General features: G+C 50.0%; 13 protein-coding genes. 10 read left to right on the top strand and 3 right to left on the bottom strand.

Annotated elements, in window-relative coordinates:
* The first annotated feature begins 21 nt into the window (after positions 1-21).
* Together MUB35_RS07440 and MUB35_RS07435 are read left to right on the top strand one after the other, a co-directional pair.
* Positions 22-657: an endonuclease III domain-containing protein gene (locus MUB35_RS07440; RefSeq protein ID WP_244805969.1), complete on the top strand. Its 636-nt coding sequence runs from the start codon at positions 22-24 to the stop codon at positions 655-657.
* 123 nt (positions 658-780) lie between these two features.
* Entirely contained in the window at positions 781-3282 is a 2502-nt protein-coding gene (locus MUB35_RS07435; RefSeq protein WP_033142311.1) for an HD domain-containing phosphohydrolase, read from the top strand.
* Positions 3283-3300: 18 nt separating this feature from the next.
* Here MUB35_RS07435 and MUB35_RS07430 read toward each other — a convergent pair whose 3' ends face one another.
* Genes MUB35_RS07430 through MUB35_RS07420 form a run of 3 tightly spaced genes read right to left on the bottom strand, consistent with a single transcriptional unit; the run spans position 3301 to position 7522 of the window.
* Complete coding sequence (locus MUB35_RS07430) at positions 3301-5502, bottom strand: DUF4129 domain-containing transglutaminase family protein (RefSeq protein ID WP_244805968.1); 2202 nt, start codon at positions 5500-5502, stop codon at positions 3301-3303.
* Positions 5499-6587 carry a DUF58 domain-containing protein gene (locus MUB35_RS07425; RefSeq protein WP_033142313.1) on the bottom strand — a complete coding sequence of 363 codons (1089 nt, stop codon included), beginning with the start codon at positions 6585-6587 and terminating at the stop codon, positions 5499-5501. The genes MUB35_RS07430 and MUB35_RS07425 overlap by 4 nt, the downstream gene beginning before the upstream one ends.
* A complete protein-coding gene (locus MUB35_RS07420; RefSeq protein ID WP_054351909.1) occupies positions 6584-7522 on the bottom strand; it encodes an AAA family ATPase in 939 nt (312 codons plus the stop codon). Before MUB35_RS07420 ends, MUB35_RS07425 begins: the two co-directional genes overlap by 4 nt.
* A gap of 160 nt (positions 7523-7682) precedes the next feature.
* Between MUB35_RS07420 and MUB35_RS07415 the strand changes: the two genes are divergently transcribed.
* The 8 genes from MUB35_RS07415 to MUB35_RS07380 all read left to right on the top strand — a co-directional run bounded on the left by MUB35_RS07415 (position 7683) and on the right by MUB35_RS07380 (position 15542).
* Positions 7683-8675 carry an alpha/beta hydrolase gene (locus MUB35_RS07415; protein ID WP_052099582.1) on the top strand — a complete coding sequence of 331 codons (993 nt, stop codon included), beginning with the start codon at positions 7683-7685 and terminating at the stop codon, positions 8673-8675.
* A gap of 141 nt (positions 8676-8816) precedes the next feature.
* Positions 8817-9518 carry a WecB/TagA/CpsF family glycosyltransferase gene (locus tag MUB35_RS07410; RefSeq protein WP_033142388.1) on the top strand — a complete coding sequence of 234 codons (702 nt, stop codon included), beginning with the start codon at positions 8817-8819 and terminating at the stop codon, positions 9516-9518.
* 1 nt (position 9519) lies between these two features.
* The gene (locus MUB35_RS07405) at positions 9520-10392 is read left to right on the top strand and encodes a YitT family protein (protein WP_244805967.1); all 873 of its coding nucleotides are present in this window, start codon (positions 9520-9522) and stop codon (positions 10390-10392) included.
* Between the two features lie 193 nt (positions 10393-10585).
* Positions 10586-11674, top strand: coding sequence for a PucR family transcriptional regulator (locus tag MUB35_RS07400; RefSeq protein ID WP_103732495.1), 1089 nt, complete (start codon positions 10586-10588; stop codon positions 11672-11674).
* 40 nt (positions 11675-11714) lie between these two features.
* Entirely contained in the window at positions 11715-12401 is a 687-nt protein-coding gene (gene ftsE / locus MUB35_RS07395) for a cell division ATP-binding protein FtsE (RefSeq protein WP_033142316.1), read from the top strand.
* Positions 12391-13302, top strand: coding sequence for a permease-like cell division protein FtsX (ftsX, locus tag MUB35_RS07390; protein WP_033142317.1), 912 nt, complete (start codon positions 12391-12393; stop codon positions 13300-13302). The genes ftsE and ftsX overlap by 11 nt, the downstream gene beginning before the upstream one ends.
* Positions 13303-13420: 118 nt before the next feature.
* Positions 13421-14602, top strand: a complete 1182-nt coding sequence (locus MUB35_RS07385; protein ID WP_244805966.1) for a S41 family peptidase — start codon at positions 13421-13423, stop codon at positions 14600-14602.
* 70 nt (positions 14603-14672) lie between these two features.
* The gene (locus tag MUB35_RS07380; protein ID WP_148392662.1) at positions 14673-15542 is read left to right on the top strand and encodes a DegV family protein; all 870 of its coding nucleotides are present in this window, start codon (positions 14673-14675) and stop codon (positions 15540-15542) included.
* The last annotated feature ends 63 nt before the right edge of the window (positions 15543-15605 follow it).

Raw genomic sequence — 15605 nt, 5'->3', positions numbered from 1 at the left:
AATTGCGAAAGGAAATAGATTATGACAAAAGAAGAACTGGCCCTGGAAGTGGTGGACAGATTGAAAAAAGAATATCCGGATGTGGGCTGTACCCTGGATTATGACCAGGCCTGGAAGCTGCTTGTAAGCGTCCGGCTGGCGGCCCAGTGTACGGATGCCAGAGTCAATGTTGTGGTACAGGATCTGTATGAAAAGTATCCGGATGTGAGCGCTTTGGCTGACGCGGATGTGGAGGATATAGAACGGATCGTCAGGCCATGCGGCCTTGGAAAGAGCAAGGCCAGGGATATCAGCGCCTGTATGAAAATCCTGCGGGATGCGTATGGCGGCAGAGTACCCGATGATTTTAACGCCTTACTGAAGCTTCCTGGCGTGGGAAGAAAAAGCGCCAACCTGATTATGGGAGACGTGTTCGGGGAACCTGCCATTGTGACAGATACGCACTGCATCCGCCTGGTCAACCGCATAGGTCTGGTGGACGGTATAAAAGAACCGAAAAAGGTGGAGATGGCTCTGTGGAAACTGATTCCTCCCAAAGAGGGCAGTGATTTCTGCCACAGACTGGTATTTCATGGCAGGGATGTGTGCACAGCCAGGACAAAGCCCCGATGCTGCAAGTGCTGCCTGCAGGATATCTGCCCCAAAAACGGCGTGTGATCCGGAGCTTCCTCCCATACAGGAATGGATTACCGTAAAAACTTGAACAACAGGGAAATCTGTACTATTATAAAAAGGTACTATCTGTAAAAAGGTAAATAAAATGACAGGAAATAACGAAAGATGAGCAGCTTTACAATTGTGCCTATTATTGCACTGATCTGTTATATATTTTTGCTGGTATCCTTTTTGGCGGCAAAAAAGGATGCGGCGATCTATGCTTTTATGGAACTTCTGCTGACCATGGTCATATGGGCCAGCGGTTCCCTCTTTATGAGACTTGCCTATTGGCCCTCTGTGGGGTTCTGGTTTCATGTGTCACTCACCGGGCTTTTTATGATTCCGCTTATATTTTTTCATTTTCTGCAGAAATTTCTGTGTGTTGAGAAGACATACCGTATTTATTTCTGGACTGCAGCCATTGTCCTTATGCTGCTGGTGAATTACAAATACGAGATTTTTGTGCAGGCACCCCAGGTCCTCCGATTGGAGAACGGCGGCAATGCCTATGTTTATCATATGCACTGGCAGGCAGTGATACCGTTTCTGGTGGAGGGCGGCGCCCTGTCTGCCTGCGGGCGTATGGTCTATGAGAACCGCAGGGAAAATAAATTTGCGGGAAAAAGCCTCAGGCCTGTGTGGTATGGCATCGGTGCCCTGGCATTGGGACAGATATGCATCGCATTTCCGGCCTTCAGTGGATTTCCCATTGATATCTGTTCCGGTATTGTCATGTCTGTGTGTGTATATTACGCATTGTACCGGAAGCGTCTGTTCCGTCTGAATCTTCTGGTTTCAAAGGCCAACTGCTATGTGGCGGCATTTTTGATCTCCATGCTGCTGTTTTACAGTTTTATCCCTGACTATAACGCCCTTCTGGAAAAGCATTTCGGTTTTGAGGAGACACAGCTTACCATGGCGGTTTCCTTCAGCATGGTGCTTGCGGCAGTGGTGATCTATCTGATCATCAAGGCAGCCCTTGATACGGTATTTGAAAAAGATGAGATCATGCAGTCCAGAAGTATCGGAGAATTCAGCAGCGGGGTTTCCTACCTGACGAATGTGGATGGAATTCTGGAACAGATGATGCAGACCATAGAGGAAGCAGTTCCGGCTGAGGCTGTCCTTATTTTTCTCAAGGATGAGAGCGGGGACTATAGACTGACTCTGGGAAGCGGGAAGACAGAGGGACTGTCCTGTGTCATATCAAAGGACGAGAAGGTTTTTGACCTGCTGAGGGAATCCGGCGGGTGTATTTTTACGAGGGAATACAAAAGCGTGCCGGTATATAAGAAATTCATTGCCGATATGCGCATACAACTGCCAAAATATAAGATTGAGTGCATAGCCGGGATCAGGGACGATGAGCAGTATCAGGGACTTATCTTTCTGGCCGGAAAGAAGAACGGGGAGAGATATACACCCGGGGATCTGAGCTTCTTTGAATCTCTCAGTTCTGTGGCCTTTATTGCCATACAGAACTCCAGGCTGTATGAGAAGGCCTGTGAGGAGGCCAGGAGAGATTATCTGACCGGTGTAGCCAACCGCAGGTATTTCTATGAAGTGCTGGAACAGTGCTGTGACAGTGAGGCTTATGATTTTGGTTCCCTTGTGATGATCGACGTGGATGATTTCAAGCTGTATAATCAGCTCTACGGCACAGAAGCAGGTGATGGTGCACTGAAGCGGATCGCTGAGATGATCCGGGGAGAGGTGGGTGAGAAGGGAATTGTAGCCAGATATTCCGGCAAGGTCTTTACAATCCTTCTTCCGGGGGTCACGGAGAGTGAAGCGGAGGCACTGGCGGGTCGTATATCGGATCTGGTGCGGGAGATGAATAAAGCGTCCGGGGAAAATGCCATGAAGGTGCTGACCGTAAGCTGCGGTATCGCCCTGGGTGTCTGCCCCATCCATGATTTTCATGAACTGATCGAACATGCGGATACGGCTGTCTACTATGCCAAGAAAGCCGGGAAAAACAGGACGGTCATCTATAAGGAAGGAAATGGCGGGGAACGCCCTTCTGAGCTGTCCTACCAGCCGGGGGTGTATTCCGATTATGCGCCTACTATTTATGCGCTGACGGCAGCCATTGACGCGAAAGACCACTATACCTTCAGCCATTCGGAGAATGTGGCTTACTATGCAAGGGAGCTGGCAAGAGCGTACGGTATGAATGAGGAGGGGTTGAAGATCATATATGAGGCGGGGCTTCTCCACGATATCGGTAAGATCGGGATTGAGGAGAACATTCTGAACAAGCCGGGAAAGCTCACAGATGAGGAATACGAGATCGTGAAATCCCATGTGGAGCTGTCCATCGGCATTATCCGGCATCTTCCCTCCCTGGACTATGTGATCCCGGCCGTGATCGGCCATCATGAGAGATATGACGGAAAAGGATATCCCAGAGGCATCCGGGGGGAGGAAATCCCGCTGATGGCCAGAATCCTGTGTGTGGCGGATTCCTTTGATGCCATGGTAACTGCCCGCAGCTACAAGCCCAGCATAGAGGTGGAGGAAGCCCTTCACAATCTGGAAGAGGATGCGGGCAGGCAGTTTGACCCAAAACTGGTTCCTGTATTTGTCAGAAATATCAGGGAGGGCCGAATCGCAATCCGCTGACGCCGGACAGACCGCCGTTTACTTAAGGCGGTACAGCAGGCGTTTTGTGCGGGAGCAGCCTTGGAGATACTGAATCTCCAGGGCGTGGATATAGTTGTTTAAATATAGTATGGTTTCCGGTCCGGATTCCCTGCCGCCGTAGCGGATTTCCCGGAACATACGGAAGATTTCAGTTAAGGCTGTTCCGGGCACATCCAGTGTGCCGGCAGCCTTTTCTTCGTATTGAAGCAGAGTTTCCCCATCCTCAAAGGGGATACCTGACAGCCGGCCGAGCAGGAAGAGTTTATCCATGAGGAAGAGCATTTTCCCGTAGCTGTCCATGGCAGCATAGGCTCTTCGCTGCATGAATTTCCGGAACAGGAGCACAGCGCCGGCCAGAATGCAGGCAGCCGTAAGAAGGAGGAGGAGAGGAAGAAGCTTCAGCAGTATCAGCAGAAAGCTTTTATAAAAAGGCTCTTCTGTCTCGGTATCCCGGACAGAGGCAGTGTTTCCGTTATCCTCTGTCTCCATATGGGGACTACTGTTTTCGGGGTCTGCAGGTGCGGGGAGAGAAGAATCTTTGGAGGTTTCATCCTCCCAGGGGGATGCCGTGTTTGCAGAGTATCCGGGGGTGGAGTCAAAGGGAATCCAGCCCACAGGTTCCAGATAGGCTTCCGCCCATGCGTGCGCACTGGAACCGCCCAGATGGATTTCCGTATCCTCCACGCTGCATGTCTGATCTGTGGCAAATCCCTCCACATAGCGGGTGGGGATGCCCCGGCAGCGCCCCAGCACCGCCATGGCAGTGGCAAAGGAGGTACAGTATCCGGATTTGGTGTCAAAAAGGAAACAGTCAGCAAAATCACGTCCTTCCTCCAAAACCTCAGTTGTGGTGGAATAGCTGTAACCCAGCAGATAGGTACGAATCGCCTCCAGCTCCTCATAGGGCGTCTCACAGTCCCGGGTGATCTCATCGGCAAGTTCATATACCCTGGGGGGAAGATCCTCCGGCAGTAAAGTGCAGTCCTCAAAAATGCGGGAGCGGCGGGTATTGTCTCTGTCAAAATCACCACGTACAGCCAGAAGTTTTTGGAAATTCTCACTTTTATAGTTAAGCTCCACATACTGCAGGCCGTAGACAAAGCCGACGCCTTTGGGTTTTGGAAGCAGAAGATTGCCGCCGTGAGCCTCCGGCTTCAGAGAGGAAGGAAGCTGGAATTTCCAGGTGTTGGGGGCGTGGAACAGGCTTTGTGTTTTGAGGCCTTCAAATTTTATTTCTATGGAGCACACATGTGTCAGGGAACGAATCTCCGTGTCCGTCAGCCCGGAAACGGACAGTGTTTCGTTGATCGTCCTGTATTGCTCCTGATATTCTTTTCCCCGCTCCTGCCCGGTGGGTTCTTCCGGTTTCCAGGAGGTCCCGTCATAGGTGTCATAGATGGTCCCTGCCAGATAAAGAGGGGATTTGGTCATGGTGCCGGTGACGGAAATCTGTGGTTTATCTGACCGGATCAGGCTTCCGCCCAGCGCGCCCTCTGAACCGTATCCCGTTTCGGACAGGGCGTATATGTTTGAAGCACCGGAAAAGAGATAATCCAGATTTACCAGCAGTGCGTTTGCTTTTTCCTGTACAGCCCCTGCGGCTTTCCGAACGGTTTCCCAGCGGATGGGCGTGCTTTTGACAGGGAGCAGACAGATGAGAATAAGGCATGCGAGAAACAGGGGGGACAGAAAAAAGACTTCCTGTTTTCCGATGCCTCTTTTCTTTCCTGCAGCCTCTGCCAGAAACAGCAGGCAGCAGAAGAATATCAGGCAGATATTCCATTTGGACAGGGGAACCCCCACTGCCCCGTAATAAAAAAGGCAGGTGATCTCCGCAAGCAGGATGGGAAAGGTCAGGAACAGATGCCGGACCGCAAAGAGGCACAGCACAGACCCTCCGATACAGGCAGCTTCCATCTGTATGTAGGGAAGGATAGTATACAGATCCCTGCCGGTCATGAAAAAGAAAATGAGAAGTATCACATGCAGGATCAGCAGAATACAGCCTGCGGGAATGACAATGTTTTTCTGGACCGCATAGTGGAGAAGCAGGGAAAAGAGCACGGCACCGGCACTTAAAAGAAGGGCAGGCCAGTGCAGCACCCAGAAAGAGTCAGCCAGCAGAAGCAGACCTGTGCAGAGACAGGCCCCGTGGATGCTCTCATAATATTTGCCAATAAATTCCCGGTATTTTTTCATAAATTCAACTCTCCTGCATAGATGCACAGCACTTCATTTCCGAGAAGCCGGCTCTCCTCTATGGTCTCTGTAAGCGCAGGGGTCTGGGAGGAGGTAATGAGGATGTAGGCTCTGGTGCCTGCCAGACGGCTGGTGTACCGGCGCCATACCTTCTCAAGAGGAAGCGCGGATTCAAAGGAGATATCTGCACATTTTTCATAAAAAGCTTCAAACCCGGTACATACATCTATGAGGATCTCCCGGATTTCCGAATCCATATAGACTACCCGCACAGGGATTTTTTTCAGATAACAGTCCTGCAGATAGGAGAGGGCTGCTTCCAGGATATTGTCCTCTGTCTGCAGCCGTTTTTCCGTATCTCCCTGTACAGGACTTAGATCCAGCATGAGGATGGTCTCAAAAAGCTCCTCCGGCATCTGTCTGCGCACGAGAAGTTCCCCGGTCCTGGCAGAATTTTTCCAGTGAATATATTTCTTGGGGTCTCCGCTCTGATAACGCCGGACTTCGTAATCGGGCAGATTCTGGAGACGTGAAGTGGGAAACAGTGTGTTTTTGGGGTCCTTTTTCTGCAGTGCCAGGCTGAGACGTTCCAGCGGAAGGATGCGGGGCTTGGCTGTGAGGCGGACCTGGGACATCATGGGGTAGGTGATGGTAAAAAGCCCCAGAAAGTCTGTGACTGTGACGCTTTTCACGCCGACGGGGTAAGTGCCTCTGTGTCTGCAGTACATTTTTGTCTCCACCTGCTTCTGGGCATGGGGAAGGAGACAGAGATGCTGCAGTTCCCGGTCTGCGCTGTCATGCTGCATGCTGACCATATCGGTATAAAAGTGCAGGGTAATATCCGTAAAGGGCAGAAAGTCTTCATTGCCCAGAATGAGCTGATAGGGGACTTTCTGCCCTTTCACTACAAGGTGCGAGACATTCTGTACGATCTTAAAACGAAAATAAACGTACAGGGAGTAGAGCAGAGCCAGCAGGGGCAGCAGCAGGGCAAAGTAGAAGAGCAGATAAGAAACCGCCTTGCCCTGAAAGCTGACCAGCACAGTGCTGCCTATGAGGAAGAGCAGACAGACGGCTTTTTTCATAAGACAGGGACATGAGCTGCCCGCATGGCTTCCTGCAGCATTTCCTTTTCTTTTTTTCCCTCCAGCCGTGCTTCGGAGGACAAAATAAGCCTGTGCAGCAGCACCGGAGGAGCCAGAGCGGCAATATCTTCCGGTGTGGTGTACATGCGGCCCTCCAGATAGGCGCGGCTTTTGGCGGCACGCACCAGAGCAATGGCGGCTCTGGGGCTTGCGCCCAGGGATAAATATCTGCTTTTTCTGGTATTTCTGGCGATCTCAACTGCGTAGGCCATCACATCATCATGCACAGCCACGGTTTTGATCTCTTCCTTTATCTTCAGGATGTCCTCCCTGGTGGTGACCGGACCCAGTTTTTTCAGGGGTTCCCCGTTGACCATACGGCGGACAATGTCTGCCTCGTCCCCTGGTGTCTCGGGATATCCCATGGATATCTTCATCAGAAAACGGTCCAGCTGTGCCTCCGGCAGACGATAGGTGCCCAGCTGCTCCACAGGGTTCTGGGTGGCAATGACCATGAAAAGCCCGGGAAGGGCATAGGTGGTGCCGTCCACCGTGACCTGCTGTTCCTCCATGGCTTCCAGAAGGCTTGCCTGGGTCTTGGGTGAGGTACGGTTGATCTCATCTGCCAGGAGAATATCATTCATCACAGCGCCGGGAATGTAGGAAAATTCTCCGGTCTGCATCTGGTACATGGACATGCCGATCACATCCCCGGGAAGGGTATCAGGGGTAAACTGGATTCTTGCAAAGCTGCACTGGATAGACTGGGCAAGGGCTTTCCCAAGCGTTGTCTTGCCGACCCCCGGCACGTCCTCCAGGAGAAGGTGTCCGTCAGAGAGCAGGGTGATGAGTGCCAGCTCGATGGCCTTTCGTTTCCCTACGATCACGGACTCCATATTTTCAATGATCATGTTCAGTGTTTCCGACTGAGGCATATAAGACCCCCCTTACTATTTCATATAGTATTATAATAACAAAGCAGGACAGCAGTGTAAATGTTCAAAAAGGCTTTTATCTGCCAATTATTGCGCAGTGAAAGAAAAGCAGGTATAATGTATAAAATATGACAAAAAACTACAAGGTGACAGTAAATTTATGCGGAAGAAAAAATGGTTAAAAAGACTGGCTGCGGCACTGGTGGTACTCCTCATTCTGTTCGTACTGGCATCCAATATCGTGGTGGACCTGGCACTGGTCCCGGAGAAGATGGAACAGACCCAGGCGTTTGAAGATATCACGGAGGACAGCTATGAAGCCTTGGTCCAGACAGATGATATTGAGCAGAACAGAATGTCCAGTCTGGAGAAGACAAACAGGTGGGCCGAGACTGCTGACAGCGAAGCGTTGTCTGTGACAACTGCGGATGGTTATCTGCTGAAGGGAATGGCCTTTTACCAGGAGAGTGAGAGTCACAACTGGGTTCTGCTTCTGCACGGCTATACAGGATGGAAAGAGGAGATGTACCCGATTGCGTATGAGTATGCGAGAAGAGGATATCAGGTCCTGGTGCCGGATATGCGCTGCAGCGGGGACAGTGAAGGCGACTTTATCGGCATGGGCTGGACAGACAGGAAGGACAATCTGCTGTGGCTGCAGACCATACTGGAAAAGGACGCGGATGCACAGATCGTCATTCACGGACAGTCCATGGGAGGCGCCTGTGCCCTGATGATGACAGGGGAAGAACTTCCGAACTGTGTTAAGGCAGTGGTATCGGACAGCGCGTACACGGATGCATACAGTATTTTCAAAAAACAGCTCAGGGACTGGTTTCATCTTCCGGGCTTTCCCCTGGTGGACGGGGCAGGCCTGATGCTGCAGATGCGCGGGGGATACAGTCTGAAAAAAGCCTCTGCTCTGGAGGCAGTGAAGAAAAGCACACGCCCTGTTCTGATCATTCATGGGCAGGAAGATGTGTTTGTGCCGGTGGAGATGGCTTATGAGCTGTACGATGCGGCAGACTGTGAAAAGGAAATTCTGATCGTGGAGGGCGCCGGACATGCACAGGCACCGGACAAGGCGCCGGGAGTGTATTACAATACGGTATTTTCTTTTTTGGAGACGCATGGAATGGGCGTTTTTGGCTGAAAATACAAAGTGTAGGAACAAAGCAGAAAAGAATCCTTGGATGTGCGGCTTGAAAAATCTCTGTCTGTCTGCTATAGTAGGAAGATAAAGCGTATGTGCGGTGCTGAACAGGGTGCGGTACGGGATTACTGGAGAAATATTATGCATGAAAAAATAGAGGTACTTGGCATTTCCGTGGAGAAATGCTATGTAGAGGACGTGATGGAGTGCGTCAATGAGAACTGGTTTAAAGAAGCGCTGTCCACCTATGGAGTGATCAACATGAAACTGCTGATGGCTGCCCAGGAGGACGAGAAGCTCAAGAAATATATCAGCATTCTGGACAAGGCCGTGGTGGATGAACCGGAGGTTCTAAAAGCGGCAGGGGTGGAGGACAAAAGACTTGAGGAGGAGGCTTCAAGGCACGGTTTCTTTTCCACGCTGTTCTGGTTTTTATCCCATTATAAGAACCAGGTGTTTCTCCTCGGCGAGACAGAGGAGGATACGGAGGCCTTCTGTCATTTTGTGGAGGAAAAGTATCCGGATATTGTGATCGTGGGAAAAGACAGCCTGCAGGAGGCTCATGCTGACCAGATCGACAGGGTCATCAATGAGATCAACTCTTTCAGTCCCCAGGCAGTGCTCACATGCTCCAGGAATATGGGGATTGAGCGCTTTGTGGCGGATAACAGGAAAATGATGAACACAAAGATCCTGTTCTGCCTGGGGGAGCGTCAGGAAATTCAGCAGGAAACAGGATTAAAAAAGGGCTGGCTGGGAAAACTTCTGGAAAAGAGTACATTCAAAAAACTGGTATCACAGTATAATGAGGAGAATGAGGATACGGGAAAAGGAGAAGAATAGCATGCTTGCTGAGAAAAAAGGAAATTGGCGGGCATATGTGTATATACTGATCGGGACGGCTGTCATGGCCGTCTCAATCACTTCCATTTACGACCATATGCAGATGGTGACCGGAGGATTTTCCGGTCTGGCCATCATTATCAAATCCCTGACAGAGAATCTGATGCCCGGCGGAATCCCCCTGTGGCTGACCAATGCGGTCTTAAATATTCCGCTGTTCTTCCTCGGGGTGAGCATCAAGGGATGGGGATTTACCAAGAAGTCCATCTTCGGTGCCCTTGCCCTGTCGCTCTGGCTCTTTCTCATACCGGAGCTTCCCATCATACCGGACGATATGCTGCTGGCAGCCCTGTTCGGCGGTGTGATCATGGGGGTGGGCATTGGCTTTATCTTCATGGGACAGGGAACTACAGGCGGAACGGATATGGTGTCTGCCTTGATTCAGCATAAGATGCGCCATTATTCTATTGCCCAGATCCTGCAGGTGGTGGATGGGGCCATTGTCATTTTAGGTGTCTTTACCTTTGGGCTGCAGAGGGCGCTCTATGTGGTGATCGCTATCTTTGTCACCACAAAAGTGACGGACGGGTTCCTGGAAGGTATGAAGTTTGCCAAGATCGCCTTCATCATTACAGACCTGCACGACGAGCTGGCAAAGAGTCTTATGGAGGAGCTGGAGAGAGGGCTGACCGGGATCTCCGCCAGGGGTATGTATTCCGGTGAGGAGAAGACCATGCTCTTCTGTGTGGTTGGAAAGAAGCAGATCGTGCGGTTAAAAGAGCTGGTGACCAGGACCGATCCCAAGGCATTTGTGATCGTGACAGATGCCCGTGAGGTCATTGGAGAAGGTTTCCACAGCGGCGAGGAAATGTGATTTTTTCCTCTGTCTGAATCGTAAAAAGAAAAGGGAAAATGTGAACAAAATGTTACATTTTGAAAAAAAGATGTAATATTTAACATTTTCTCTTTATTTTTTTTCGATTATGTATTAGTATATAGTGTAGGGTTTTTTGTTTTTATGGGATGGAAACAAGGAAGTATACTATATAATGAAAGAAGGAAAGAGAATGATATCAAACCAGGTACTACAAAACACTCTGGACGGGCTGAAAAGCATATCCAGAACAGACTTCTACATCACGGACATGGAAGGGAAAGTGATGGCATCTACTTTTTCTGAGAACGTCTGTGCACAGGAGGAAGTCCTAGCTTTTGCAAATTCCCAGGCGGACAGTCAGGTGATCAAAGGGTATCAGTTCTTTAAGATTTACGATGACCATCAGCTTGAGTATGTGCTGGTTATCAATAGCGCCGGAGACGATGTCTATACACTGGGAAAGCTTGTGGTTTTCCAGATTCAGGGACTGCTGACCGCATACAAAGAGCGGTTTAATAAGGACAACTTTATTAAGAACCTGCTTTTGGACAATCTGCTTTTAGTGGATATCCATAACCGGGCCAAAAAGCTGCACATCGAAGTGGATGTGCGCAGAGTTGTATTTATTCTGGAAACCAACCAGGATAAGGATTACGGCTCTCTGGAAAATATTAAAAATCTATTGGGCGGCAAAACAGGGGATTTTGTCACTGCTGTGGATGAGAAGAGCATTATCATTGTAAAAGAGCTGACTGTCACGGATAATTATCCGCAGGTGGATAAGATTGCAAATATGATTCTGACCACACTGGGGATTGAGAAGGATGGCAGGACGCACATTGCGTACGGCACCATTGTGAAGGAGTTAAAGGAAGTATCGCGCTCCTACAAGGAGGCCCGCATGGCTCTGGACGTTGGTAAGATTTTCTTTGGAGACAGAGAAGTGATCGCTTACAGTTCCCTGGGCATCGGCCGATTGATCTACCAGCTGCCGATTCCTCTCTGCAAAATGTTTATCCGGGAAATTTTCGATGGGAAATCTCCGGATGATTTTGATGAGGAGACACTGACCACCATCAATAAATTCTTTGAAAACAGCCTGAATGTCTCAGAGACATCAAGACAGCTGTACATACACAGGAATACCCTGGTATACCGTCTGGATAAGCTCCAGAAGAGTACCGGCCTTGACCTGCGTGTGTTTGAAGATGCCATAACATTTAAGATAGCCCTGATGGTGGTGAAATATATGAAGTATATGGAGACACTTGATTACTGATATCCGGGGAAGCGGGCATCAGGAACACAGGAGGATATTTATGATTGATTTAAAGGGCGTGAGTAAAGCATACAGTAAGGGCCAGCCGGCGCTTAACAATGTGTCGCTTCACGTAGAGAAGGGTGAATTTGTTTTTATCGTGGGCAACAGCGGTTCAGGTAAATCCACTCTGATAAAGCTGCTGTTGAAGGAACTGGACCCCACAAGCGGAACCATTACGGTAAACGGACAGCGCCTGGACAAGTTAAGACGGAGAAAAGTGGCGAAATACCGCAGGGGAGTCGGTGTTGTATTCCAGGATTTCCGTCTGCTTCGTGACAGGAATGTTTATGAAAATGTAGCATTTGCACAGCGGGTCATTGAGCGTCCCACACGTGTCATCAAAAAGCGCGTGCCTGAGGTCCTCACCTTAGTGGGCCTGGCTGAAAAATACAAATCACGTCCGGACCAGTTATCCGGCGGTGAGCAGCAGAGGGTTGCCCTGGCAAGGGCACTGGTAAACCGTCCAAGCATCCTGCTTGCGGATGAGCCGACAGGTAACCTGGACCCTAAGAACTCTTTTGAGATCATGAAACTGCTGGAAGAGATCAACGAGCGCGGTACAACCGTTCTTGTCGTTACACACAACAGGGAAATCGTAAACGCATTCAAGAAGCGAGTGATTACCATGAAGAAAGGCGTCATTGTAAGCGACGAACAAGAAGGTGGATATCAGTATGAGAATTAGTACAATAGCATACATATTAAAACAGGGTGTGAAGAACATCTGGAGAAATTTAAGATTCTCCCTTGCTTCTATTGCCACCATGTCCGCATGTATATTCCTGTTTGGACTGTTTCTTGCACTGGTTATGAACTTCAGATATATCGTCCACACAGCGGAGGAAGGCGTAGCGGTTGTTGTATATTTTAACGAGGGAACAAAACAGGAGCAGATCGATGAGATCGGCCAGAAGATACAGGCCCGGGAAGAGGTTGCGGAAGTAAAATACATCTCTGCCGACCAGGCGTGGGAAGAGTTCCGTGATGACTATCTGGGCGGTGACGAGGCGCTGGCAGAGGGATTCAGAAATCAGGATAATCCTCTTGCCAACTCAGCGAACTATCAGGTGTATCTGAAAAACGTTGAGGAACAGAGCCAGCTTGTAGAGTATATCCAGTCTCTGGACGGTGTGCGCAGTGTCAGTCAGTCACAGTCAGCGGAGAAGACACTGTCCACATTTAATAAATTGATCGGATACGTGTCCCTGGCCATTGTATTCATACTGCTGGCAGTTGCGTTCTTCCTGATCAGCAATACCATCACCATGGGTATTTCCGTGCGGCAGGAAGAGATTGGGATCATGAAGCTGATCGGAGCCACGGACTTCTTTGTAAGGGCACCGTTCGTCATCGAAGGTATCCTGCTGGGTATTGTGGGCGCGGCCATTCCTATGGGAATCCTTTATGTGCTCTACAATAAGGTGATCGAATTCGTTATGACAAAATTCCATCTTTTGTCAGGATTCCTGCAGTTTTTGGATGTATCCCATGTATTCCGCATTCTGCTTCCGGTAGGTGTGGGTCTTGGTATCGGTATCGGTTTCATTGGAAGTATGATATCCGTAAGGAAACATTTAAGGGTATAAATGATAAAGTACAGAAGAGATGCTGCCAAATGGATGCTGCCTCCCGCCGTGCGGGAGGGCTGTTTGGCAGTGTCTTCTTTTTTATTTTATAATAGATTACAGGAAAGGAACTGGAAAAGTGGACAGAAAGAAATATATCAAAGGGTTTCTGCTGGGTGTTCTCTGCACGGTTTTGATGGGAGGCGGTGTGCTGGGATACCTGTGGCAGCAGGATCAGAAGGGTGTGCTGAATGCCTCCACAGTGAAGAAGGCAAAGGTGATCGAGGGGATCATAGATGAATATTATCTGGAGGATATAGACGAGGAGGAACTGGAGGATTATCTGTACAAAGGTCTGGTGGCAGGTCTCGGGGACCCCTATTCCGGATATTACACCTCAGAGGAGTACGCTAAGCTGAATGAGAGCACAGACGGTGAGTACCTTGGCGTGGGAGTGGTGCTGCAGCAGGATGCGAGAACGGGAATCGTAACCATCACCAGATGTTATGAGGGCGCGCCGGGAGCTAAGGCGGGGCTTCTGCCCGGGGATGTGATCTATAAGGTAAACGGGGAGGCTGTCATGGACAAGGAACTGACAGAGGTGGTGAAGATCATCAAGGGTTCAGAGGATAAAACAGCCCACCTGGAGATCGCCAGGGAGGGGGAGAGTGATTATCTGAGCCTGGATATCCCTCTGGAGCATGTGGAGGTTCCCATGGTGGAGCATGAGATGCTGGAGGACCATATCGGATATATCCAGATCTACGAATTTGCGGAGGTGACAACTGCCCAGTATGAGTCTGCTTTTCAGGACCTGCAGAGCCAGGGGATGGAACGCCTGATCGTGGATCTGCGCGATAATCCCGGCGGACTTTTGCTCTCCGTGTGTGATATTCTGGAGCAGATTCTGCCCAAGGGCCTGATCGTGTATACGGAAGATAAGAACGGGAACAAAAAAGAATACACCTGCGACGGGGAAAATGAACTGCAGATCCCCCTGGCGGTTCTCGTGAATGAAAACAGTGCCAGTGCGTCAGAAATTTTCTCAGGTGCAGTGCAGGATTATGGGATCGGCAAGCTGGTGGGAACCACCACTTACGGAAAGGGAATCGTACAGATGCCCATTCCCCTTACAGACGGAAGCGCGGTAAAACTCACCATCGCCAAATACTACACCCCAAACGGGCGGAATATCCACGGAACGGGGATTGAGCCGGATGTGGAGGCAGAGCTGGATGACAGTCTCCGCCAGCAGGTTACCATAGAGAAGTCTGAGGATAACCAGCTTCAGAAAGCCATAGAGGTGGTCAGGGGAATGTAGGGGAAATGCAGTTGAAGAGACGGGCAATCCGTGGTAAACTGTTTAAAACGGAAAGAGAGGGAGACAGCGTATGAGTGAATATGTAATTATGACAGATAATACAGTGGATATGCCCTTGTCATGGTTTCAGGAAAACCAGGTGGATTATCTCTGCCTGTCCTGCAACATGGATGGGGAAATATATGATAAGGAACATGTCATTGACGATAAAGAATTTTACAGGCGCATGAGAGCAGGTTCCATGCCCACCACATCCCAGGTAAACCCCACAGCGGCGGAGGAGATTTTTGAGTCGGTGCTCAAAGAGGGGAAGGATGTTTTATATCTGGCGTTCTCATCCGGCCTCAGCGGAACATACAACAGCTGTCGTGTTGCCGCGGAGGAGCTCAGGGAGTCTTACCCGGACAGAAGGATAGAGGTGATCGACACCCTGGCTGCGTCCATGGGGGAAGGCCTGCTTGTATGGTATGCCGCGAAGATGAAGGCAGAGGGCAGGTCCATGGAGGAAGTAGTACAGTGGGTTAGGGAGAACATTCTTCATACCTGCCACGTCTTCACTGTGGATGACCTGAATCATCTCTACCGGGGCGGACGTGTCTCCAAAGCCACAGCAGTTCTGGGGACACTGGCAAATATCAAGCCCATGCTCCACGTGGATAATGAGGGCAAGCTGATACCTGTGGGAAAGGTGAGAGGCCGGAAGAAATCCCTGGCAACGCTGGTCTCCATGATGGAGGAGCGGGTCGGCGCTTACCAAAGCAAGAATGAGATGATCATGATCAGTCACGGGGACTGTGAGGAAGACGCCGCGTATGTGGCAAAGCTTGTGGAAGAGAAATTCGGCATAACCCACGTTATGATGAACCCCATAGGCGCTACCATCGGTGCCCATGCCGGCCCCGGTACCGTAGCTCTGTTTTTCCTTGGTGATTACAGATAACGGCTGCTGTCCGCTGGTATCCGGCAGTGCGTTTCGCGTTTGCACAGTAATCGGATAACATAC

Origin of the sequence: Blautia sp. NSJ-175 (assembly GCF_022867815.1) — a bacterium.
GTDB classification, from domain to species: Bacteria; Bacillota; Clostridia; order Lachnospirales; family Lachnospiraceae; genus Blautia; species Blautia celeris.
Note: the sequence above shows the minus strand (reverse complement) of the source record. Positions and strands in the feature narration are given on the sequence as shown.

Coding starts and splice junctions, on each gene's coding strand:
- MUB35_RS07440 (WP_244805969.1), top strand. CDS start 22: ATGACAAAAGAAGAACTGGCCCTGGAAGTGGTGGACAGATTGAAAAAA.
- MUB35_RS07435 (WP_033142311.1), top strand. CDS start 781: ATGAGCAGCTTTACAATTGTGCCTATTATTGCACTGATCTGTTATATA.
- MUB35_RS07430 (WP_244805968.1), bottom strand. CDS start 5,502: ATGAAAAAATACCGGGAATTTATTGGCAAATATTATGAGAGCATCCAC.
- MUB35_RS07425 (WP_033142313.1), bottom strand. CDS start 6,587: ATGAAAAAAGCCGTCTGTCTGCTCTTCCTCATAGGCAGCACTGTGCTG.
- MUB35_RS07420 (WP_054351909.1), bottom strand. CDS start 7,522: ATGCCTCAGTCGGAAACACTGAACATGATCATTGAAAATATGGAGTCC.
- MUB35_RS07415 (WP_052099582.1), top strand. CDS start 7,683: ATGCGGAAGAAAAAATGGTTAAAAAGACTGGCTGCGGCACTGGTGGTA.
- MUB35_RS07410 (WP_033142388.1), top strand. CDS start 8,817: ATGCATGAAAAAATAGAGGTACTTGGCATTTCCGTGGAGAAATGCTAT.
- MUB35_RS07405 (WP_244805967.1), top strand. CDS start 9,520: ATGCTTGCTGAGAAAAAAGGAAATTGGCGGGCATATGTGTATATACTG.
- MUB35_RS07400 (WP_103732495.1), top strand. CDS start 10,586: ATGATATCAAACCAGGTACTACAAAACACTCTGGACGGGCTGAAAAGC.
- ftsE (WP_033142316.1), top strand. CDS start 11,715: ATGATTGATTTAAAGGGCGTGAGTAAAGCATACAGTAAGGGCCAGCCG.
- ftsX (WP_033142317.1), top strand. CDS start 12,391: ATGAGAATTAGTACAATAGCATACATATTAAAACAGGGTGTGAAGAAC.
- MUB35_RS07380 (WP_148392662.1), top strand. CDS start 14,673: ATGAGTGAATATGTAATTATGACAGATAATACAGTGGATATGCCCTTG.